This is a genomic window from Anabaena sp. 4-3, from assembly GCF_001597745.1.
In the GTDB taxonomy this organism is placed as follows: domain Bacteria; phylum Cyanobacteriota; class Cyanobacteriia; order Cyanobacteriales; family Nostocaceae; genus Trichormus.
On sequence record NZ_LUHJ01000047.1, the window covers coordinates 110,509 to 132,198 of the forward strand.

22 protein-coding genes are annotated in these 21,690 nt (G+C 43.1%); 11 read left to right on the forward strand and 11 right to left on the reverse strand.

What is annotated here, in order from left to right:
* The first annotated feature begins 413 nt into the window (after nt 1–413).
* The 3 genes from der (at nt 414) to A3775_RS12675 (ending at nt 4,520) form a co-directional block, all read left to right on the forward strand.
* Entirely contained in the window at nt 414–1,775 is a 1,362-nt protein-coding gene (gene der / locus A3775_RS12665) for a ribosome biogenesis GTPase Der (RefSeq protein WP_066425213.1), read from the forward strand.
* A gap of 83 nt (nt 1,776–1,858) precedes the next feature.
* On the forward strand, nt 1,859–2,782 hold the full coding sequence (locus tag A3775_RS12670; protein ID WP_066425215.1) for an energy-coupling factor transporter transmembrane protein EcfT: 924 nt from the start codon (nt 1,859–1,861) through the stop codon (nt 2,780–2,782).
* Between the two features lie 292 nt (nt 2,783–3,074).
* On the forward strand, nt 3,075–4,520 hold the full coding sequence (locus A3775_RS12675; RefSeq protein WP_066425217.1) for an anthranilate synthase component I: 1,446 nt from the start codon (nt 3,075–3,077) through the stop codon (nt 4,518–4,520).
* A gap of 263 nt (nt 4,521–4,783) precedes the next feature.
* Here the strand turns inward: A3775_RS12675 and A3775_RS12680 are convergent, their stop codons facing one another.
* Nucleotides 4,784–4,984 (reverse strand): hypothetical protein, encoded by a 201-nt coding sequence (locus tag A3775_RS12680; protein ID WP_066377138.1) that lies wholly within the window; start codon nt 4,982–4,984, stop codon nt 4,784–4,786.
* Between the two features lie 159 nt (nt 4,985–5,143).
* Between A3775_RS12680 and pipX the strand changes: the two genes are divergently transcribed.
* The 6 genes from pipX (at nt 5,144) to A3775_RS12710 (ending at nt 12,040) form a co-directional block, all read left to right on the forward strand.
* A complete protein-coding gene (gene pipX, locus A3775_RS12685; protein ID WP_066377137.1) occupies nt 5,144–5,422 on the forward strand; it encodes a transcriptional coactivator PipX in 279 nt (92 codons plus the stop codon).
* Complete coding sequence (locus tag A3775_RS12690; RefSeq protein ID WP_066377136.1) at nt 5,419–6,087, forward strand: YggS family pyridoxal phosphate-dependent enzyme; 669 nt, start codon at nt 5,419–5,421, stop codon at nt 6,085–6,087. The genes pipX and A3775_RS12690 overlap by 4 nt, the downstream gene beginning before the upstream one ends.
* A 454-nt stretch (nt 6,088–6,541) precedes the next feature.
* Nucleotides 6,542–7,135, forward strand: coding sequence for a cell division protein SepF (locus A3775_RS12695; protein ID WP_066377135.1), 594 nt, complete (start codon nt 6,542–6,544; stop codon nt 7,133–7,135).
* Nucleotides 7,136–7,233: 98 nt separating this feature from the next.
* Nucleotides 7,234–8,049 carry a pyrroline-5-carboxylate reductase gene (proC, locus tag A3775_RS12700; RefSeq protein ID WP_066425219.1) on the forward strand — a complete coding sequence of 272 codons (816 nt, stop codon included), beginning with the start codon at nt 7,234–7,236 and terminating at the stop codon, nt 8,047–8,049.
* 309 nt (nt 8,050–8,358) lie between these two features.
* Entirely contained in the window at nt 8,359–11,040 is a 2,682-nt protein-coding gene (locus A3775_RS12705) for an RNA helicase (protein ID WP_066377132.1), read from the forward strand.
* Nucleotides 11,041–11,365: 325 nt separating this feature from the next.
* Nucleotides 11,366–12,040, forward strand: coding sequence for a hypothetical protein (locus A3775_RS12710; RefSeq protein ID WP_066425220.1), 675 nt, complete (start codon nt 11,366–11,368; stop codon nt 12,038–12,040).
* A 131-nt stretch (nt 12,041–12,171) separates the two neighbouring features.
* Here A3775_RS12710 and A3775_RS12715 read toward each other — a convergent pair whose 3' ends face one another.
* From A3775_RS12715 to A3775_RS12755, 9 genes are all read right to left on the reverse strand, one after another.
* On the reverse strand, nt 12,172–12,588 hold the full coding sequence (locus A3775_RS12715) for a type II toxin-antitoxin system VapC family toxin (protein ID WP_231867002.1): 417 nt from the start codon (nt 12,586–12,588) through the stop codon (nt 12,172–12,174).
* Nucleotides 12,585–12,866, reverse strand: coding sequence for a type II toxin-antitoxin system Phd/YefM family antitoxin (locus A3775_RS12720; protein ID WP_066377288.1), 282 nt, complete (start codon nt 12,864–12,866; stop codon nt 12,585–12,587). Before A3775_RS12720 ends, A3775_RS12715 begins: the two co-directional genes overlap by 4 nt.
* Nucleotides 12,867–12,873: 7 nt before the next feature.
* A complete protein-coding gene (locus tag A3775_RS12725) occupies nt 12,874–14,388 on the reverse strand; it encodes a cryptochrome/photolyase family protein (protein ID WP_066425224.1) in 1,515 nt (504 codons plus the stop codon).
* Nucleotides 14,389–14,629: 241 nt separating this feature from the next.
* The gene (locus tag A3775_RS12730) at nt 14,630–14,881 is read right to left on the reverse strand and encodes a TIGR03643 family protein (protein ID WP_066377127.1); all 252 of its coding nucleotides are present in this window, start codon (nt 14,879–14,881) and stop codon (nt 14,630–14,632) included.
* A 66-nt stretch (nt 14,882–14,947) separates the two neighbouring features.
* Nucleotides 14,948–15,643 carry a glycerol-3-phosphate 1-O-acyltransferase PlsY gene (gene plsY, locus A3775_RS12735; protein WP_066377126.1) on the reverse strand — a complete coding sequence of 232 codons (696 nt, stop codon included), beginning with the start codon at nt 15,641–15,643 and terminating at the stop codon, nt 14,948–14,950.
* 104 nt (nt 15,644–15,747) lie between these two features.
* Nucleotides 15,748–16,971 carry an RNA-guided endonuclease TnpB family protein gene (locus A3775_RS12740; RefSeq protein WP_066425231.1) on the reverse strand — a complete coding sequence of 408 codons (1,224 nt, stop codon included), beginning with the start codon at nt 16,969–16,971 and terminating at the stop codon, nt 15,748–15,750.
* Nucleotides 16,972–17,143: 172 nt separating this feature from the next.
* Nucleotides 17,144–17,800 carry a Uma2 family endonuclease gene (locus A3775_RS12745; protein WP_066377122.1) on the reverse strand — a complete coding sequence of 219 codons (657 nt, stop codon included), beginning with the start codon at nt 17,798–17,800 and terminating at the stop codon, nt 17,144–17,146.
* Nucleotides 17,801–17,883: 83 nt separating this feature from the next.
* The gene (locus A3775_RS12750) at nt 17,884–19,146 is read right to left on the reverse strand and encodes a DUF3086 domain-containing protein (protein ID WP_066377120.1); all 1,263 of its coding nucleotides are present in this window, start codon (nt 19,144–19,146) and stop codon (nt 17,884–17,886) included.
* Between the two features lie 105 nt (nt 19,147–19,251).
* On the reverse strand, nt 19,252–19,677 hold the full coding sequence (locus tag A3775_RS12755) for a DUF3119 family protein (RefSeq protein ID WP_369815945.1): 426 nt from the start codon (nt 19,675–19,677) through the stop codon (nt 19,252–19,254).
* A 12-nt stretch (nt 19,678–19,689) separates the two neighbouring features.
* On the opposite strand from A3775_RS12755, the gene A3775_RS24240 reads away from it, so the two are divergent.
* Nucleotides 19,690–19,860: a hypothetical protein gene (locus tag A3775_RS24240; protein WP_156481625.1), complete on the forward strand. Its 171-nt coding sequence runs from the start codon at nt 19,690–19,692 to the stop codon at nt 19,858–19,860.
* A gap of 59 nt (nt 19,861–19,919) precedes the next feature.
* On the opposite strand, the gene A3775_RS12760 is transcribed toward A3775_RS24240, so the two are convergent.
* Nucleotides 19,920–20,717, reverse strand: a complete 798-nt coding sequence (locus A3775_RS12760) for an MlaE family lipid ABC transporter permease subunit (protein WP_066377116.1) — start codon at nt 20,715–20,717, stop codon at nt 19,920–19,922.
* Between the two features lie 489 nt (nt 20,718–21,206).
* Between A3775_RS12760 and A3775_RS12765 the strand changes: the two genes are divergently transcribed.
* Complete coding sequence (locus A3775_RS12765; RefSeq protein ID WP_066377280.1) at nt 21,207–21,503, forward strand: hypothetical protein; 297 nt, start codon at nt 21,207–21,209, stop codon at nt 21,501–21,503.
* The last annotated feature ends 187 nt before the right edge of the window (nt 21,504–21,690 follow it).

Consider the following 21,690-nt stretch of genomic DNA (forward strand, 5'->3'; position numbering starts at 1 on the left):
TTTTTCAACAGGCAATTGCACCCATAAAAAGAAGTGGCAAAGCCACTTCACATTTCCCAGGTAGAACCTAACAATGAGTATAACGACTGGAGAAATTTAAAATCGTATAAATTGACACCAATTGTTGAGAGAATGGAGTTGAGAGGTAGGGTTGAAGTTTTAAACGCGGAGGGGCGCGGAGGTAAACGCAGAGGTACGCGGAGAGTTAAGAACTTCGTTGTTAATTTGTCTGAAGGGTAAGTGTCCCCGAAATTCCTTAATTTTGAATTTTGAATTGATTTATCCCCCAATCCCCAATCCCCAATCCCCAATCCCCAATCCCCAATCCCCATCCCCCAATCCCCAGTCCCCAATCCCCTATAATGAAAAATGTGATATAGTGTCTTTTCTCTCCTCTCAATTACCCTAGGTTTATGGGACTGCCAATTGTTGCTATTATCGGTCGCCCAAATGTGGGCAAATCTACCCTGGTTAATCGACTCGCCGGGGAACAAACGGCGATTGTCCATGATGAACCGGGTGTAACGCGCGATCGCACTTATCTACCAGCCTATTGGGGCGATCGCGAGTTTTTAGTGGTAGACACTGGTGGGTTAGTATTTAACGATGATACGGAATTTCTCCCCCTGATTCGTCAACAAGCATTAGCAGCCCTTTCTGAAGCTAGTGCGGCTATTTTTGTTGTTAATGGTCAAACAGGGCCTAACTCGGCTGATGAAGAAATCGCCGAATGGTTACGTCAACAGCCAGTCCCTGTGTTACTGGCGGTGAATAAGTGCGAATCCCCAGAACAAGGATTAATTCAAGCTGCGGAATTTTGGCAACTGGGTTTAGGTGAACCATACCCCATTTCGGCAATTCATGGCAACGGTACAGGTGATTTACTCGATGAACTCATTAAACACATCCCCGTCGTTACCGATGTCCCGGAAAATAATGAAATTAAAATTGCTATTGTCGGACGGCCTAATGTTGGTAAGTCTAGTTTATTGAATGCTTTCGTGGGTGAAGAAAGGGTGATTGTTAGTCCGATTTCTGGAACCACCCGCGATGCAATTGATACTTTTCTCGAACGAGACGGGCAAGCTTACCGTCTGATTGACACCGCCGGAATTCGCAAAAAGAAAAATGTGGAATACGGGACGGAATTCTTTAGTATTAATCGCGCTTTTAAAGCAATTCGTCGCGCAGATGTGGTTTTATTAGTCTTAGATGCTTTAGATGGTGTCACTGACCAAGACCAAAAATTAGCCGGGCGGATTATTGAAGAAGGTCGCGCTTGTGTTATAGTCGTTAATAAGTGGGATGCTGTCGAAAAAGACTCCTATACGATTTACGACTACGAAAAAAATCTCGAAGCTAGACTACATTTCACCGAATGGGCAGACACTATCTATGTCAGTGCCTTAACCGGACAACGGGTAGAAAAGATTTTAGCATTGGTAAATCAAGGGGCGGCGGAACATAAACGCCGGGTGAGTACCTCGGTAATTAACGAAGTTTTAGAAGATGCGGTGAGATGGCATTCTCCCCCAACCTCACGCAGTGGCAAACAAGGCAGAATTTATTACGGTACGCAAGTCAGCACTCAACCGCCTACCATTGCCCTATTCGTCAATGATGCTAAACGCTTCAATGATAACTATCGCCGTTACATTGAAAGACAATTCCGCGAACAACTCGGTTTTAAGGGGACTCCCATTCGTTTGTTATGGCGGAGTAAAAAAGTCAGGGATATGGAAGTTGGTAGCACCAACCGCGCAACTCGCGTTTAAGATGGGTTAGTAGTCAGTGGTCAATGGTGAAGTTAGTTATAACTATTGAATGTTGACTATTGACTATTGAGTGTTAACTTAACATGGATTTACTGCGATCGCTACCTCTAGGGCTTTATCTCGAACAACCTCAAACTTGGCTGCACAAACTCGATCCACGAGTTAAGTTTATCTGGTTGATGAGCTTTTTGACCAGTTACAGTTTCGCTAATAATCAATGGCGTGTATTACTGGTAGCACTATTGATTATCTTTACCTTAATTGCCAGAATTCCCCGTCGAGTATGGCAGCAACAGATGGGCTGGTTATTAACATTAGCATTTTTAGTGTTTGCGATCGCAGCTATCAGTCCCGATGGCTTACGTGTAGATTATCAGCCACGCCTACCAGTTAACGCCCAAATTCTTCAGCCAGCTAACACTAATAATTCTCCAGATGTTGCCGAAGCAGTCACCAGTAGCACAGGTTATAGCTATGTTTTATTTCAAAAAGGCCCTGTAAAAGTTACTCGCCGTTCACTAGATTTAGCAACGCGCTTGAGTACGATTTTGTTTACTGTCATCTACAGCACTAACTTATATCTTCTCACAACCGCGCCAGAAGAAATCACGGCTAGTATAGAAAGTTTAATGCAACCTCTGAGACGATTTAAAATACCTGTCACCGAAATTACATTAACTTTAACTTTATCTTTACGCTTTATTCCCTTAGTCTTAGAAGAAGTGCAGAATTTAGTCCGTTCCGTGATGACAAGGGCGATTAATTGGAAAAAATTAGGTTTAAAAGGTGCTTTTAAAGTTTGGATGATTGTCGCCGAAAGATTATTAGAAAATTTACTTTTACGTGCCGAACAAATGGCTAGCGCGATGATGGTACGTGGTTTTACCAGTCCCAACGAACACCGAGTACCCTGGCATGATTTACGTTTAAAATCATGGGATTGGCTAGCGATCGCTACTTTAACCCTATTCTGGGGAGTCAGACTAGCTTTAGGCAATCAAGTTTAAGGAAACAATGAGAGTGTTGACTGTTGACTGGGGAGAAGAACTTTTACCAGCGACTAATAACTAATGACTAAGAGGATGTCTGAGAAGTTAAGAAGGATACTAAAAACCCCTCTCCAAACCTCTCCCCTGCAAGGAGAGAGGCTTTTAAACCCCCCATCCCTACCAGGGAAGGGGGGCTGGGGGGTTAGGTTTAAGAGACTTTGCTGTTAATAACAATACTTTTCAGACATCCTCTCATGACTAATAACTAATGACTAATAACTAATGACTAATGACCAATGACTAATAACTAATGACTATTATGTGGTATTGGCGATCGCTTCCATTAGAAAATCGTACTGGTTCAGAAATTTTCTCTGCCCTATTTCACCCCAAAACTACACCCGGAATCGCTACACTCTTAGAAAGTCCCTACCCCACACCCACCAACCAACCCCAACTCAGTCGCTATTCTATTTGTGCCGGCGCGCCTCGGATAATCAACGGAGTCCCCCAGATGTGGACACCAAAATTAGGGCGTATTCTGCCTTTTCTACAGGAATTGTTGCAATCTAGAGGACAAAGTAGCAATTCTCCCCCTGCTTCCCCTGCCTCCCCTGCCTCCCCTGCTGCCTTATCCCCCCCACCCACACACCTCCCCTTCATCGGTGGTTGGCTAGGATGGCTAGGTTATGATGTCGCCTGGGAAATTGAACAACTACCCCACAACAAAGTTGACTCTTTACCGTTTCCTGTGGCTTTTTGGTATGAACCAGATACTTTTGCCGTCTTAGATCATACACAACAAATTCTCTGGTTAGCCGCTAGTAATCTTACTGAGTTAGATGAGTTAGAATGGCGTTTAGTTAACACAGATACAGTCAATTCCCTTCAGTACGTCACCCCAGCATCCTCTTATCCGGTGGCACCGAAATTTTTCACATCTCAAGCAGATTATGAGACATCTGTCAATAGGGCGAAAAAATATATTCAAGCCGGGGACATCTTTCAAGCAAACCTATCTTTGCGATTTGCGGCGACTACCTCGGCTGATGGCTGGTTAATTTACCAAGCGTTACACAAAATCAATCCTTCACCCTTTGCGAGTTATTGGCGCACCCCTTGGGGAGAAGTCATCAGCTGTTCCCCAGAACGGTTAGTCATGTTGCAAAATAGACAAGCCCAAACCAGACCCATCGCCGGGACGCGATCGCGTGGTATAACTCCAGAACAAGATCAGCAATTAGCGCAAGAACTCCTCAGCAACACCAAAGAACGAGCAGAACACATCATGCTGGTAGATTTGGAACGGAACGATTTAGGGCGAGTTTGTGAATGGGGAACAGTCAGCGTCAATGAATTACTGACGATAGAGAGATATAGTCATGTGATGCACCTAGTGAGTAATGTTAAAGGAAAATTGAGAAGCGATCGCACCCCCATAGACTTAATTCGTGCCTTATTCCCCGGTGGTACAATTACAGGCTGTCCTAAAGTCCGTTGTATGGAAATTATCGAAGAATTAGAACCCGTGCGCCGCAGTTTATTTTATGGTTCTTGTGGCTATTTAGATGCGCGAGGCAACCTAGACTTAAATATTTTCATCCGCACCCTACTACTAACCCCCCACTCCCCACACAACACCGTCTGGGGGCAAGTAGGCGCGGGCATAGTTGCCGACAGCAACCCGGAAAAAGAATGGTATGAATCTCTGCACAAAGCCCAAGCGCAGCTAGCCGCCTTGAAAATTGTCACGTAGGGGAAGATGAGGGAGACAAGGCAGACAAGGCAGACAAGGGAGAAATTCTTTCCCAATACCCAATACCCAGTCCCCAGCCCCCAGTCCCCAGTCCCCAATCCCCAATTTCCCAAACTGTAACAAGACAGACTGTTATCACAAACAGTTATGTGGAAAATTCCCCTGTTGGCTATTTTGCTCTAACGAGCGATAATTATGTCAACATAGAGAGATGTCAGAGTCAACAGAGTAAACAGCAGATGAGCGTAAGCTGTTACCCTCAGCTACTTCACAGGGTGTATTGCATTGTAAGTAGCAACTGCCCACAAACCAGTGATAACTTTTCTGTATCGCCAACTCAGCCAAAAAGCGATCGCGTGAACAGTCTTATCGCCTAACTGCTCAACAATTAGATGAGGATAAATCAGACGATTACCTTTGTTGAGCCTCGCTGTTTCCCTACCCCTAGCTACATCTACCCCCATGCGAACTAGAATAAAGTCTTAATAAGCACGATTCAAGGGTAAAATCTGCTAATTCACACATGAAGAATGTACAAATATTCTGGCGACAGGGAGATATTATCGTCTGAATGTTTGTATTTCACTGCAAAAAAATATATTATTCTCCTACTTGATCCCTAGATGAATCCAGAAAACGTAGAAACCTACATAAATCATCCAACTTGGGGCTTGCTATATCGGATCTGCATGGTTGATGAAGCCCAGGATTTGTTCACTACACTGTATGCACAACGCTTATTTTTTTTGGTGGTGAATGACATTAAAGGCGTTAAATTTCAGCCTATAGGCCGTACCGAGGCGAGAATGTTGTTGGAAAATCGTTTGCGTACTTTACGTCGTCATGGTCATTTACAGGAGTACGATCAGCTTCAGAGTGTTTTCCAGCGCACCTTCCAATGATGAGTTCGATTAGCGAACGTATTACTCAAATTCGTGCATTCATTCCTCCTTCAGTACGGTTAATTGCTGTCACTAAGCAAGTACCGGCTGAAGTGATTCGCGCTGCTTATGCAGCCGGTATCCGTGATTTTGGCGAAAATCGCATTCAAGAGGCGGCTAATAAACAAGCCGAGTTGCAAGACTTATCTGATATTACTTGGCACTTTATTGGGCATTTGCAAAGCAACAAAGCTAAAAAAGCCCTAGAACAATTTGACTGGATTCACTCCGTAGATAACTTGAAATTAGCACAGCGTTTAGATCAATTAGCGCAACAGCTAGGAGTCACTCCCCAAGTGTGTCTGCAAGTGAAAATTCTCCCAGATCCCAATAAATCCGGTTGGAGTGTACCAGAACTACTAGCTGATTTACCTGCACTCAATCAATGTAAAAATTTACAAATTCAGGGTTTAATGACAATTCCGCCACTCGGTTTAAACGATGCGGAAGTTGCTTATGTATTTAATAGCACTCGCAACTTAGCCAAAGAAATTACTGAACAAAATTGGTCTCACATCAAAATGTCAGAGTTGTCGATGGGTATGTCAGGAGATTACCAGCTAGCCGTGCAAGCTGGGGCAACTATGGTTAGATTAGGGACTATTTTGTTTGGCAACCGTACTTAAAGGGACTGGGGATTGAGGATTGGAAGGGATTGGGTAATGGGTAATGGGTACTGGATTTTTCCCCTCCGCTTCCCCTGCTCCCCTGCTCCCCTGCTCTCCTGCCTCCCCTGCCTCCCCTGCCCAATCTACTCCCCAAGGAGTACAGACAATTTTCTACCGTATTGGTAAAATCAGGCACTTTAAAATATATTATTAAGAAAAATAAAATATTTGAAAATTTCGGAGAAAATCAACTATCTTTCGGATGATTGTTGAGCTATAATTCTCACTCAATTATCATATCTAGGTGAATGTAACTGCCTTACCAGCAGCGCGAGTTTATTGCCAATAGCAGTAGTAGATGCTACAAATAGCGATAAAATTAATTGGCCGTTTGGCCTTTTTAGGGTTCCGATTGGCTAGATCAACAAAGAACCGGATATATAAGGGCAATTTGCAGAAGGAGTGCAGCTAAATGAACAACCTATTTTCTAAACTGCGAGACTTTGTAGGTCTCAACGAGCAGGTAGAATACGAATACTACGAAGAAGAGGCAGATACAGATAACTACCAAAACTTGTATCAACAGGAAAATCCCCAACCAGCACCAGCAGAACCAGCCCCAGCCAATAGACGTTGGCGCGAACCTGTGAATACAATTAGTGATGAAGTAGCAGCAGGATCAAAATCAACAATGGGGAATGTAATTGGTATGCCAGGCGCAATTAACGGGATTTCGGAAGTATTAGTGCTTGAACCTCGTACATTTGAAGAAATGCCCCAGGCGATTCAAGCATTACGTGAGCGTAAATCAGTAGTCTTGAACTTGACAATTATGGATCCTGATCAAGCTCAACGGGCTGTAGATTTTGTTGCAGGTGGAACTTACGCACTAGATGGGCATCAAGAACGCATCGGAGAAAGTATCTTTTTGTTTACGCCTAGTTGTGTGCAAGTTAGCACCCAAGGTGGAGTTATTCATGAAGTACCCCAACCCCCAGTACGTCCCTCTCGCCCTGCAAGTCCCACACCAAATTGGGGTAACGAAGGCAACCGCATGGCACAATAAAGTTAAATTAGTCAATAGTCTATAGTCACAAGTCCAAAGCCGAAAGTTTGCGACTAATGACTAATGACTAATGACTAATGACTAATGACTAATAACTCATGACTAAAAAATTTGGTTTGATCGGTGGTGGGGTAATGGGAGAATCGCTGTTATCCCGCCTTATTGCGCGTGGAATTTATCACCCATCAGAAGTTATAGTCAGCGAACCCCAAACAACACGCCAAGCTTTTTTACAAGAAAAATATGACGTGACTGTGACTACAGATAATCGTCTGGTGTTCAGTCAAGCCCAAGAAGTGGTATTTTTGGCAATAAAGCCACAAGTATTTACAGCGATCGCTCAAGAATTAGCAGATATTATTTTAGTTACAGACAACTCACCCCTAGTCATTTCCATATTGGCGGGAGTGTCGTTAAATCAACTAGAAGCAGCATTCCCAGAATTACCAGTGATTCGAGCCATGCCCAACACCCCCGCCACCGTGGGCGCAGGGATGACAGCGATTTGCTACGGTGCATACACCCACCGCGAACACCACCAGTTAGCACAGCAAATATTTTCCGCCGTCGGGCAAGTGGTTGAAGTCTCGGAATCCTTGATGGATGCAGTTACCGGTTTATCTGGCAGTGGCCCGGCTTACGTTGCAGTATTAGTAGAAGCCCTCGCCGATGGTGGAGTCGCCGCCGGACTACCTAGGACAATTGCCAATCAACTGGCATTACAAACCGTGTTGGGTACAGCCCAATTATTGCAAGAGAGCAAAATGCACCCAGCAGAACTAAAAGACAGAGTTACTAGCCCCGGTGGTACAACAATTGCAGGTTTAGCCAAATTAGAACAGGCAGGATTTCGTTCCGCCTTAATTGAAGCCGTCAAAGCTGCCACAATGCGATCGCAAGAATTAGGGAAGTGAGGGAGACAAATCAATTCAAAATACCCTGCGGGAACGCCAAAGGCGTACAAAATTCAAAATTCAAAATGGGGATTGTTGACTGTTGACTGTTGACAAAATTTCTACCTCGTCTACCTTGTCTACCTTGTCTTCCCCTGCTCCCCTGCTCCCCTGCTCCCCCTGCTCCCCCGCTTCCTCATCCCCAGTCCCCAGTCCCCATTCCCCAGTCCCCAGTCCCCAATCCCCAATCCCCAATTCCCCATTCCCACTAACGAAGTTGACAAAAGACTCGTTAATATAGTAAACAGTTCGGTTGCAAATAGTAATTGAGTGAATTATCCCGCGTCATCACAAGAACTAGACTTAGGGTTGATATTTCCCTTTGAACTAGATCAATTTCAAAAAGATGCGATCGCGTCGCTAAATGCGGGGCGTTCTGTTGTCGTATGTGCGCCCACAGGGTCGGGCAAAACTTTAGTCGGTGAATACGCCATTTATCGCGCCCTAGCACGAGGGAAACGGGTGTTTTACACCACTCCTTTAAAGGCGTTATCCAATCAAAAATTACGGGACTTCCGCGATAAATTTGGGTATGATTTGGTGGGCTTGTTAACGGGGGATGCCTCGATTAACAGAGATGCCCCGATTTTGGTGATGACTACCGAGATTTTCCGTAATATGCTCTATGGCACACCCATAGGACAAGTTGGAATTTCCTTGGTAGATGTAGAAGCGGTGGTGTTAGACGAATGCCACTACATGAACGATCGCCAACGGGGTACAGTTTGGGAAGAATCGATTATTTATTGTCCCCGTGAAGTGCAACTGGTAGCCCTATCCGCCACCGTTGCCAATAGCGACCAACTCACCGATTGGCTAAATCGCGTTCACGGCCCCACAGACCTGATTTACTCCGATTTTCGCCCCGTCCCCTTAGAATTTCACTACTGTAATCCCAAGGGGTTATTTCCCCTGCTGAATGACAGCAAAACCAAAATTAACCCCCGTCTCGCCAACCGAGGTAAAAGAAGACCACGGGATACAGGCAGAAATGGCAGACCCGAAGCCCCCAGCATCCTCTATACCCTAAACCAGCTACAGCAACGGGATATGCTCCCGGCAATTTACTTTATCTTCAGTCGCCGGGGATGTGACAAAGCTGTGGCAGAGGTGGGTGACTTATGGCTGGTAGATAATGAAGAATCTCAGGTGTTGCGACGACAAATCGACGAATTTTTAAGCCGTAACCCCGAAGCCGGACGTTCAGGACAAATTGCCCCCTTATATCGGGGAATAGCTGCCCACCACGCCGGAATTCTCCCCGCTTGGAAGGTATTAGTAGAAGAATTATTTCAACAAGGCTTAATTAAAGTCGTATTCGCCACGGAAACCCTAGCCGCAGGTATTAATATGCCCGCTAGGACAACCGTAATATCTACCCTATCCAAACGTACCGACACCGGACACCGCCTATTAAACGCCTCGGAATTTTTGCAAATGGCGGGTAGGGCTGGCCGTCGGGGGATGGATAAACAAGGTCATGTAGTGACAGTACAAACTCCCTTTGAAGGAGCCAAAGAAGCCTCCTATTTAGCCACATCCAAACCTGATCCGCTAGTCAGTCAGTTTACCCCTAGCTACGGCATGGTGTTGAACTTGCTGCAAACCCACACCCTAGAAGAAGCCAGGGAACTGATAGAGCGCAGTTTCGGGCAGTACATGGCGACGTTACACTTAAGACCAGACTATGAGTTAATTGACGCAATTAAAGCCGAATTAGCCACAATCGAGGAGCAAATCGCCTCCGTTACGGAAAATGAACTGGCGATTTATGAAAAACTGCGTCAACGCCTGAAAGTAGAACGCCAGTTATTGAAAACCCTGCAAGCACAAGCCCAGGAAACCAGACGAGAACAAGTGAAAATGCTCTTGGACTTTGCTGTGTGCGGCACAATGTTGAGTCTTAAGGGTAAAAATATTACAACCTCTGAGCCTATCACCGCCGTTTTAGTAGGTCAGTCACCTACTGCTGGTAATTCTAGCTACTTGGTGTGCTTAGGGAAAGATAACCGATGGTATGTAGCAGCTACAGAGGATGTAGTTGATTTATATGCGGAATTACCACGGGTGGAAGTACCACAGAATATTCTCCCGCCCCAGGAGTTGGTGTTTAAACCGGGTCAATCATATCGTGGGAATGATATCACAGATGCGATCGCTCAAACTATCCCTGACCCTGATGAATCCTTGCACCTCTCCCCAGAAGTAGCAGAACAACTCAGTCGCATGACTGCGGTACAGGCTCAATTAGAAGCAAATCCCCTGTATCAATCAGGTAAGGTGGCGAAGTTTTTCAAACGACGGGAACGCTACGCTGAACTTCAAGAAGAACTGCAAGAATTACAGGCGCAAGTCGAGCAACAATCCCAACGTCACTGGGAAGAATTTCTCAACTTAATTACCATTTTGCAGCAATTTAATTGTTTAGATAACCTAGTCCCCACAGAACTAGGACAAATCGCCGCCGCCATTCGCGGAGAAAATGAACTATGGCTAGGTTTAGCCTTAGCTAGCGGTGATTTGAACAACTTAGATCCGCAGCAGTTAGCCGCCGTCATCGCTGCTTTAGTCACAGAAAGCCCCCGCCCCGATAGTCGAGTCAACTTTAACCTCTCGCCAGAAATAGACGCAGCTTGGGCAAGTTTACAACGAATCCGTCGGGCTGTGTTAAAGGTGCAGTATCGTCATGGTGTAGCATTACCCGTAGGCTTAGAAAATCGATATATTGGCTTAATTGCCATTGTCGAACAGTGGGCTTTAGGAACTGACTGGGTAGAATTGTGTCAAAACACCACCTTAGATGAAGGTGATGTAGTGCGGATTTTACGTAGGACATTGGATTTATTATCACAAATACCCCACGTTCCCCATTTACCGGATATTTTACAGCGTAACGCTTACCGTGCTATGCAATTGATTGATCGATTCCCTGTAAATGAGGTGGTGGAATAAATTAAGACAAATTTTTCAATGGGATAAAATACGCAAACCGCAAGGAACAATCTTGTAGAGACGTTGCATGCAACGTCTCTACATTTTTAGAAGGAACTTCACGAAACCGCTCAGGAACTTCCAGATAAAAAAATATTCAAAATGTAGGGTGCGTCAGTACGAGCAACCCCAGGTGTACCAAGAAAATCTTCATCCTGACGCACCCTACTAATTAACAGTCAAAAAAAATTATTGATGCGTTAGCTATAAGAAACTGGCTAGTTGGGAATTGTAGATCAAGAGAAGCGATCGCATCTTACCAGAATTTCATCCAGGGAGGTCAATTGTGAACACAGTTATCAAAAGCATTGCTGCGGCTACATTAACTGTATTAGTCGGCTACTCAACTCATGCAGTAGTTGCACAACCCCAAAACAATCATCAAGGACTTACCATTGCTCAAGCCGCAAACTTACAAGACACCTTGATTGTACCAGGGGAAAGAGTAGGCCCGGTAACACGCAAAACCACCAGGAGAGATTTAGCCAGAATTTTTGGTGCTTCCCGTGTCGTTGATAAAACGATTTCCGGGCCTGAAGGGATGGGTAGTTTTCCCGCCACTCAAGTAAATCTGAATCGGGGACGTTCATTTTTGGTAGTCTGGACTGATAACACCCGGACTAAACCCGTAGAGGTGCGTATCTTGGGTACTGCCTGGAAAACTCGCGAAGGTATTGGTGTAGGAACTCCTTGGAGTGAGTTACGCCAAAAGTTGGGTAATTTCAAAGTCTCAGGTTTGGGTTGGGACTATGGCGGGACTGTTTTCTTGGAAAATACTAAATTATCTCGCTATCAAGGTAAAATCTTTTTAAGAGTAGATGCAGATACCAAAGCCCCCGAAAGGTATCCTCAAGATTACCAAGCAGTGTCAGGAGATGCAATTTTTGCTTCTACAAATCCTCACTGGAAACGATTAGGCATGAAGGTAGATCAAGTTATTGTTTTTCTCAACCCAAATTAAATGACAACTTCTACCAAATTTCGGTAACAATGGGCTTAATATAATTTAAGCAACTTTTGCGCCTACCCTACGGTTTTCGCTTTAACAGTATGCGTGAATATTAAGCTCAACTGGATAGAGAAATGGTAGGACTAAACAAACCAGTTCTCTGGCGACAGTTCTGAGAAATCCGCATAGTCTGATATATTATTAGTGACTAAAGTCAGACTATTTACCTTAGCGATCGCTGCAATCTGTCCATCTGCATAAGCTGGCGTTTTGCCTATACTCACTAATCGCGCTCTTTCCACCGCAAACCATTCACTTGCTACATGACAATAGGGCAGAATAGGAATCTTGGGTTGAACTATCTCTCTGAGATAATGTTCAACTCTTTCTCGCCTTCTAGAAGCAGGTAGACGATAGCAGCCAAATAGTAGTTCGTGCCATGTAATCGAGGAAATTGCAACTTCTCCATCATACTGTTGCAACTTTGAAATAACTGCTGGATTCGGTCGCATCCTCACAGGCTCAGAGATTATATTAGTATCGAGCAAAAAGCGACTCACAAATTTACCTCGCGCCCAGGCGACTTGTCACGCACATCCCGCCAAATTTCATCAGGATCAATTTCAATACCTTCTTCTATAATTTCTTGACGAAATTGTGCTAAAGATTGCCAAAAACTTGACTGGCTTTGCAATAGACGTTCATATTCAGCCAGAGATAAGATGACAGCAACTTGCGCCCCCTCTCGCGTAATTTGCACTGATTCACCTTGCTCGACTTCCTGAAAAATTTTGTCCAAATTTGCAGGAACTTGCTCAATAGAATACTGATGAGACATTGGGCTTTTAGCTGTTGACATTACTAAAAGTATACAACCATTCTTGAGCTTGCTGGCGGATAGACTCTAATTCTTCAGTAGACATTTTGTCGAGGTTTTTTAAAATAAAACTCATCCGCCCTTGAGTTTGCAATTTATCACGGTGTTGGTCGAGAAAGTTCCAATAAAAGAAGTTAAACGGACAAGCATTCTTACCAACCCGTTCTTTATGATTGTAAACACAACCTTTGCAATAATCGCTCATCTTATTTATGTAATTGGCAGATGCAGCATAAGGTTTTGATGCTAATATTCCCCCATCTGCAAATAAACCCATACCAATGACATTAGTTTGCATCACCCAATCATAAGCATCAATAAATACAGCGTGAAACCAATTTTCTACTGCTTGCGGTGAAATTCCCGCAATCAGAGCAAAGTTACTCAATACCATTAATCTTTGGATATGATGAGCGTATCCTGTATTTTTTATTTGGTTAAAAGTCTGGTGTAAACAATTCATTTGAGTTTCACCAGTCCAAAAGAATTCCGGTAATGGTTGGGTGTGGTTAAACCAATTTTTATCAGGGTATTCTGTCTCTACAAAATGATAAACTCCCCGCATATATTCCCGCCATCCCAACACCTGACGAATAAAACCTTCTACACTATTTAACGGCAGTTGGTACTGGTGATAAGCTGTTTCTGCTGCTTGAATAACTTCTAAAGGTTGCAGTAAACCGAGATTTAAGTAAGGAGAAATTAAAGCGTGCCATAATGTTTCTTCTCCAGTTACCATTGCATCTTGGTGAGTACCAAAATTAGATAACCGATATTTAATAAACCAATTTAAAACTTGTAGTGCTTGTTGGCGAGTTACCCCCCAACGAAACGGTTCTACATTTCCGTAGGTGGGAATATTTAAAGACTTGACTTGGGCGATAACATCAAGAGTAATCTCATCGGGTTCAAACCATTGGGCTGGAGGTGTATTTAATTTACCTTTGGGTGGTTGACGATTTTCTTTGTCTAAATTCCACTGTCCCCCAATTGGTTTATCTTTGTCCATTAAAATCTGAAACCGTCGCCTACCTTCACGATAAAAATCTTCCATTAATAGGCGTTTACGCTTTTTAGCCCAATGGTGAAATTCTTCTGTACTCCACAAAAAAAGATTATTAGAAATAAAGGTAATTTTACAGGGTAAATCTAAACTGTGAATGAATTGGGTAAATGGTTTATCATTAGGTGTCATCACCCGTAATTCAGAAATATGATTATCTTGAATCCAAGCTGTTAACGGTATGATGAAATCTGTGGCTATTTTGTAGGTGACAGCATATTTTTTCAGGCGTAATTCTTCAGCAAAGTGCCGCATGGCTGACCAAACTAACACTAATTTTTGCTGATGATAAGCCCGTGTTTGGATATGTTCTAGTGATTCAATAAAAATCACAGGGACATTTTTTTGATCAACACAACTTTGTAATGCGGCTTGTTGTTCGTAAAGTTGATCACCTAATATCCAAATACCAATAGTCACGTCGCTGCGCTCCGAATGCAAAATTCAAAATTCAAAATTAAATACCCCACGGATAAATCCGGGGGCTTGAATTAGTGTTTTTTCACTTTTTTCTTCTCCATAAATCAATTTAGCGCGAAGTCAGAGCGGAGGTTTCCTCCGCTCTGAACTTCGTAAGAGAGGGGCTTGTATCATTGTTTTCTTCGGTTATGAGTGGAGACGCGATGAATCGCGTCTAGAAAATGGTGAATAGTAAAACAGCTTATTTTTGATTAGCGGATTTAAATCTACCAGCAGTAAAGTTGCGCTTACTTAAATGCTTGGTTTGACGTTTGGTGACTCGTTCCCGCCACATCCGAAAACTAGATTCTTTCATTTCTCGGCGCATTAAAGCAATTACCTCTTTTTCTGATAAGCCGAATTGAATTTCAATAGCCTCAAAAGGGGTTCTATCTTCCCAAGCCATTTCGATAATGCGATCTATGGTTGAAGTATCTAATTCGGGTAACTTCATGTTTTTAGAACAGATTTGCAGTTATTAATATTCTAATAATTCACTTTCCAGTATTCCCAATGTAGTTTAAGCGGTGTGGGTGGGAGTGTTATTTTCGGTTTGAGTTGCTAGCTTTTGTCCTATTTTCGGTTCTGTACCAGCAAGTAAACGCTCAATATTACCTCGGTGGCGCAAAATGACATACAGCCCACCAGCTACACCAAATAAAATATAGGGTAGGGGTTGCTGAAAAATGACCATGAAAATGGAAACAGCGATCGCACCAGCAATTGAACTCAATGATACAATCCGTGATATGGCGACAACGATGGCAAATACACCCACTGTAGCTAAACCGACTTGCCAAGACATCGCCAACAAAATTCCCAAGCTAGTGGCGACAGATTTACCACCTGTAAAGCCTAAAAAGATAGACTTACTGTGTCCCAAAATAGCTGCTAAACCTACTAAGGTAACTAGGCAAGGTTGCCAAAGTTTGATGTCTACTGTGGAAGGAATCAGATTTTGACTAGCAGCGAAGTTGAATAACAAGTAAACTAGAGCGATCGCTAATACTCCCTTTAAGCAATCAACTAATAACACAAATGCGCCCGCACCTTTACCCAAGGTTCTCAGAACATTGGTTGCACCAGTCGAACCTGAACCCACTTCCCGGATATCAATCCCCTTGAGTTGTTTCACTGTAATATAACCCGTAGGAAAAGAACCCAACAGGTAAGCTATTAGTACAATTGCACCACACAAACTTAACCAAACAGCCATAGGAAATTTTCAAGAGTTAATAGTTCATAGTCAATAGTCTATATTGAGTCGTCCCAGAGTTTTTGACTAATGACTCTTGATATCAGTTGCGTGAACTACTCCAACTATAGCGTCAGCTTAGTTGGAGCTTCCAACTTCACGGAAGATTGCCGCATCTTGGATTTGCGTCCGCGAATTGGTCTTATATCCTCTCCATTGGCGTTAGCCTCCCCCGTCCCAGAGGAGGACAGTATCCTGATACCCTCTGCTCTAATATTCATTGCCGCATTACCATCTCTATCGTGATGAGTTCCGCAACTTGGGCAAGTCCAAGTTCTCACATCTAGCGGTAACTCATTCACTTGATAATGACAATTAGAACAAAGTTTTGAACTAGGAAACCATCGATCTATTTCTATCAACTTTCCACTACTACGTTCTAATTTGTAGCTTAGGAAATTTACAAATGTTCCCCATCCAGTATCAGATATCGCTTTTGCTAGTTTGCGGTTATGAACCATGCCCTTGACATTGAGGTTTTCGACTACTACCACTTGATTGTTATCAACTATCTTTCTAGACAGTTTGTGTAGGTAGTCTTGACGGACATTGCTAACTTGTTCATATACCCTAGCGACAATCTTGTTAGCCTTTCTACGACGATTGCTACCTTTGTTTTTCCGTGCAGCAATGCGTTGTTTTACAGCTAGATTTTTTTCGTATTTGGATAGATGTTTTGGGTTTTGATATTTGGAAACTTTCTCCCCATCATAAGTCACAGCAAAATCCTTTACACCTAAGTCAATTCCTATAACCTTACCATCTGTCTTAGATGCAGGATAGTCACCCTCATATTCCATCACAACCGATGCGTAGTATTTACCAGACGGGCATTTACTAACAGTTACGGTTTTGATTACTCCATCAACAGGTCGATGAATTTTTGCATTGACAGTACCCAATCTACCAGGGAACTTCAAAGCGTTATCAACCTGTTTCACTTTTTGAGGATATTGAATTGATTGTCTATGATGTTTTGATTTGAATCTGGGATATTTTGCTCTACCTTCAAAAAAGTTTTGATAAGCACGGCTAAGATTGAGACTCACAGATTGTAAAACCTGTGAATAGCACTCCCCTAACCATTCAGTCTCTTTTTCTTTCTTGAGTTTTGGTAATAAAGAATTTAGTCCAGACTGAGACAAGCCTTTGCCAGTCGCTTTATAGGTTTTGATACATTTGTTCAACCCATAATTCCACCACCAACGCGCACAACCAAAATGTTGAGCTAACACTTGGATCTGCTCATCAGTGGGGTATAGCCTGACTTTTACCGCTTGTCGTCTCATCTAAACTCATCCAAGTATCGACCTGTTACTGTCATATACATATTGTGGTAATTCTGCCCAGAAAATATTTGGCTACTCCTCATATATCTCCTTCTCGCCTTACGGCATTGTCGGAGATACAATCGTCGCATCCCGGCTTATATCCCCACATTCCATTCTTATAGGTGGGGACTTACGCCGATTTTGTTAAAATTTCACGCACCCACTGACGAAATGCTCGTCGTGCTGTACTAGAACCTTGTGTCAGACTTAATTGTAAAAATTGCAATATTCCCTCAATTACAGGCAATTGACCAAATATTGGGCTAGTTTCTACCTGAATATACTCTCCTTGCTCCAGTAAAAAAACTTGTAACTTGCCATCTGCATAACACCAAAGTTCAGGTACTCTCAACGCCACATAAGCAGAAAGCTGAGTTTTGGAAGTGACATCAATTTCAATTGCTAAATCTGGTGGTGGGTCAACTGACAAATCTAACCGTCGCTTGCCAATCATTTTACGCGCGTTTTGGATATAAAAACAGGTATCTGGTTCGATACCTGCTGACATTTCTAAACGCTTGAATGTGGTTGAGCCGTAACCTTCCCAGTCGAGTCCTAACTCATCTAGTACAACCTTAACCATGTCACCGATGAGTTCTTTAGTAACTTCATGTTCCGGTAATGGCATCCGAATTTCTAGCACCCCTTGATAATAGGCAACCCGTGCAGCGCGATGTTCTCCCAGTTCATCTAAAATTGCTTCCAACTCTGTCCAACTAATATCCCGCAATGTCAAGCACTGACCTGGTTTAACATCAATTTGACTCAGTTGCAGTGTAACAACCATTTCATCCTCCGTACTGGTGACTGTTCGGGGCTAGTTCCACACTTCCGTTGACTAATGACTAATGACTAATGACTAATGACTAACTAAAAATCATCTTCATAACTTCTCATAGTTTTAGGATCAGGGGCAAAAGCTAACCACAGAGGAAATTGTAGTAATCCCAGGCTAATTTGCTCCTCAGAATCATCTATGAGAATTAAGGGTAGTTGATTAGCTTTAACTAAACGGTCTGCTTTTTGTGCGAGAGCGTCTGCTGTTTCAAATAATACAACCCCCCGGTCAGGGCCAAAATCTGGACGACCGATACCCAGACAATCTTGTAAACCCCGCCGCCATTCACCGAGACGTTCTGGTGTATTAGCTAAGACTAGAGTACGTAGGCGATCGCCATACAATTTATGCAATATCGAAATAATCGCCGAAGCAATCAAAACATTCTGTAAGCGGCTACCCATTGTCCGCAAAGCACCCCGTCCCCCTTGACTAAAAAACCAATTGGCTACTCTTTCGGCGTGAACTGGTTCAAAAGTCCGGCGTAATTGCCAAGCCGGGCCATAATAATCAGGCTTGTTGCGGTATTGATCAATCAGGCGACGAATTTGCTTAGTTGTATCTTGAAATTGTTGTGCAGCAAATTGCGGCGTTCCTGGTTGGGGTTCAACCTGTTTACTTTCTTTGATAACTACTGCTGGTTTTTCTCTTTCAGTGACAGCAGGTACTAGCTCTAATTGCTCTGCTGCGGCTGCTAAATCCTGTAAACTACCCGTGAGATAATCTTTAAAACCTTGTACTCTAATAGCCAAGTCTTGAGACACCCCTGCAAAACTGGTTCGCATTTCATTGCGAATACGTTCTTGGCGGCGTTCTAGTTGCTCAATGGAAATTTGTAGGGTTTGTTTACGTTGTTCTAATTGTACTAAAGACTCCTGGACAATTTTTCCCAGTGCGGATTGAGTTTCACTGAGTTGTTCTTTGAGAGTGTCATAATTAGCTTGCAGTTCAGCTATTTCTTGTTTTAGGGCTGCTTCAGTGCTTTGCAGTTCAGCTATGCGTTGCTGTGCTTCTGCTTCTGATTGTATTTCTGATTCCGGTGCTGTGTCTTCTGCTTCTAACTCTTGAAGCAACTCTACTTTTGACTCACCTGTGACATCTTGCACTTGATCAGGGACAGGCAAATCAGAATTTGTATTGTCTGATGGTAACTCAACAGATTGATGTTCGGCTACTATCTCCACAACTGACTCTTGAGAGGATGTTTCTTGATTTTCTGGCTTTGGGTTTTCTAATTCAATTTGCTCCAACCACTCATCAATCGGTTCTGGGGTTTGAGATTCCTCTGGGTTCATAGACTATAATGCAATTCCTATAATGCGAATCAATAGTTTTGACTTGCTTGAAAATTCCTGAGTCATCAGTCTAACTCGAAACTACTCAACACAAAGCAGTTGCTACTAAATCCGTGGACAACGTTCTTCTAAGCATTGTCTGAGTGTAGTAGGGTCAAACAAAATCGGCAGAAAGTGAATACTGTTAATTTCTTTAAAATAAAACAAGATAGGGACTTTATTCCAGAATATCCGCCAGTTTTGCCATTCTTGGTAAGGAAAACGGCGAATTAGAGTTTCACCGCGTTTAATATCTAAGTCAGTGGCGGTAAATTGCAAACGTATCGTTACAGTTTGGAATAAGAGAAATAAACCCAAAAGCGCAAACACCGCTCCTACCACGGGTTGTATAAACATGAGTGGAATGGCAGTAATTACCAGAATTACAGGAATATTGTAACTAGGTTTAAGTTCCACAGTTGATGCGGAGTTTGGGGCAATTGAACTTGTCACAGTTTCCCGTCCTGCTTTATTAATTGACACTAACCCCATTTTAGAAGTTATGTGTCAGGTAGGGGAGATGAGGGAGATGAGGAAGATGTAGCTTGCTTCTCTTTCCCTACGGGACGCTCCGCGAACAGAGACGCTACGCGAACCCGCAGGGTGGGAGATGAGGGAGATGATGAAGATGAGGAAGATGAGGGAGTGGAGGAAGCGGAGGAGAGAAACCAATGACTAATGACTAATGACTAATGACTAATGACTAATGACTAATGACTAATGACCAATGACTATTAAAATCCTTGTAACAATGCGCTACCTGTGCCTTGAAACATTATCCAGGAGAGGAAAAAGTTGCTAATAAAGATAATTAGCAAAGCGGTAACAACGGCGGTTGTGGTTGATTGTCCTACACCTTTGGCTCCCCCTGTGGTGGTTAAACCCCAACTACAACCAATGACTGCAATTAACATTCCAAAGCAGCAAGCTTTAATCATCGCGCTGAAAATATCCCAGATACCGACAAGGTTACGCGCTGAATCGAGAAATACAGTATCAGATATTCCATACATATTTGACGCAATCACCAACCCCCCCAACATTCCTGTCACCAAAGACAGAAGGGTTAAAATGGGCAGCATCAAGCAACAAGCTAGTAAACGGGGAATAACTAAATAATCAATAGGATCGGTTCTGAGCATTAACAAAGCATCAATTTGTTCAGTCACGCGCATTGTACCTATTTCGGCTGCAAAGGCAGAACCAACACGACCTGCTAAAATAACGGCTGTCAGCACGGGTGATAATTCTCGTGTTAAAGCTACCGCCAAGACTCCCCCGACAAGATTACCCGCGCCAAAATTAATAAATTCTCGCGCTACCTGAATTGTAAATACTGCACCAACAAATACAGCAGTTAACAGGGCAATAAATAGAGAATCTGGTCCTACTGCTGCCATTTGCTCTGTAGTGTTGCGCCAGTGGATTTTACCCCTGAGTAGGTGAACTATAGCCTGTCCACCCAGAAAAACCGCCGCCAGCAATCGCTGACTCCACGTTCCTAACCCCGATTTGGATGTAGTTCCAGTCAATGTTCTGTAGCTAACTAAGTGACTGACTTAAGAATAGCGAAAGGAAATAGTTAATAGTCAATAGTTAATAGTTAATAGTCAATAGTCATTAGTCATTAGTTTCTCTCCCCTGCTCCCCTGCTCCCCTGCCTCCCCTGCCTCCCCTGCCTCCCCTGCCTCCCCTGCTCCCCCTGCTCCCCCTGCTCTGGAAGCTTACTCTCTGGGGAATCTTAATTTAGCTTAATGTTTTTCTCAGATAACATTGCTTTGCATAAACAGGTTAAAAGTTGTAAATTACCGATATTTTAAAATATAAGCTTGATTTAATAAGGGTTTTAGAAAATATTATGTTTCTTGAAGCTAATGCACTGAGTGTACCCGGTCACTGTGTTTTTTAATGAAAACTTAAGATTTTTGACAGATTGACCTTTGGGGGGCGATCGCTCGTATTGTAGAAGAGAACGGATAGCTGATTGGCTATTTTTGACTTGATTTTAGAGGATGTCGGAAATGTCTACCTTTACTAACTATCTTCGCTCGTTGATGCTTTCGGTTATTTTTAGTTTCGTGACTCCTTTCGTGTTCATCGGTGGCGTATTGCTATTTTTGGGTGTCAGTGGCTATATTCCCCTTCTGCAAGAGTTGGCTGAATTATGTGCCTCTGGTATCTTGACTTTTTTATCTATTTTTGGTAATGGCTCTAGTTTGAATGGGATTTTGGTAATTAGCCTCACTTGTGGTTTTGTGGGTGGGCTGTTTGATACTTACGTTTACTACCGTTACCAAATTTTGCGTCTTGATTCCTAGTGAGAGAATTGCGATCGCCAGATGTTGAGCAACTACATACCAAAATGCCAAGCATTCTCAAAACTAGAGTGTTTGTAATTCCTGACAGCAGTAAGTATTGGAGTTAATCGGTGAGTATTAATTAAGTTTATAAAAAAGCATCAATTAAAAAGTCATTAAATTACTAAAATCTATATATTTACTACCT

Excerpts from the sequence above, each read along its gene's own strand:
- A3775_RS12755 (WP_369815945.1), bottom strand. The coding sequence starts at position 19,677 with ATGGGGTTAGTGTCAATTAATAAAGCAGGACGGGAAACTGTGACAAGT.
- A3775_RS12680 (WP_066377138.1), bottom strand. The coding sequence starts at position 4,984 with ATGGGGGTAGATGTAGCTAGGGGTAGGGAAACAGCGAGGCTCAACAAA.
- A3775_RS12750 (WP_066377120.1), bottom strand. The coding sequence starts at position 19,146 with ATGAACCCAGAGGAATCTCAAACCCCAGAACCGATTGATGAGTGGTTG.
- A3775_RS12675 (WP_066425217.1), top strand. The coding sequence starts at position 3,075 with ATGACTATTATGTGGTATTGGCGATCGCTTCCATTAGAAAATCGTACT.
- A3775_RS12670 (WP_066425215.1), top strand. The coding sequence starts at position 1,859 with ATGGATTTACTGCGATCGCTACCTCTAGGGCTTTATCTCGAACAACCT.
- A3775_RS12720 (WP_066377288.1), bottom strand. The coding sequence starts at position 12,866 with ATGTCTCATCAGTATTCTATTGAGCAAGTTCCTGCAAATTTGGACAAA.
- pipX (WP_066377137.1), top strand. The coding sequence starts at position 5,144 with ATGAATCCAGAAAACGTAGAAACCTACATAAATCATCCAACTTGGGGC.
- A3775_RS12740 (WP_066425231.1), bottom strand. The coding sequence starts at position 16,971 with ATGAGACGACAAGCGGTAAAAGTCAGGCTATACCCCACTGATGAGCAG.
- proC (WP_066425219.1), top strand. The coding sequence starts at position 7,234 with ATGACTAAAAAATTTGGTTTGATCGGTGGTGGGGTAATGGGAGAATCG.
- A3775_RS12695 (WP_066377135.1), top strand. The coding sequence starts at position 6,542 with ATGAACAACCTATTTTCTAAACTGCGAGACTTTGTAGGTCTCAACGAG.
- A3775_RS12690 (WP_066377136.1), top strand. The coding sequence starts at position 5,419 with ATGATGAGTTCGATTAGCGAACGTATTACTCAAATTCGTGCATTCATT.
- plsY (WP_066377126.1), bottom strand. The coding sequence starts at position 15,643 with ATGGCTGTTTGGTTAAGTTTGTGTGGTGCAATTGTACTAATAGCTTAC.
- A3775_RS12730 (WP_066377127.1), bottom strand. The coding sequence starts at position 14,881 with ATGAAGTTACCCGAATTAGATACTTCAACCATAGATCGCATTATCGAA.
- A3775_RS12765 (WP_066377280.1), top strand. The coding sequence starts at position 21,207 with ATGTCTACCTTTACTAACTATCTTCGCTCGTTGATGCTTTCGGTTATT.
- der (WP_066425213.1), top strand. The coding sequence starts at position 414 with ATGGGACTGCCAATTGTTGCTATTATCGGTCGCCCAAATGTGGGCAAA.
- A3775_RS12745 (WP_066377122.1), bottom strand. The coding sequence starts at position 17,800 with ATGGTTGTTACACTGCAACTGAGTCAAATTGATGTTAAACCAGGTCAG.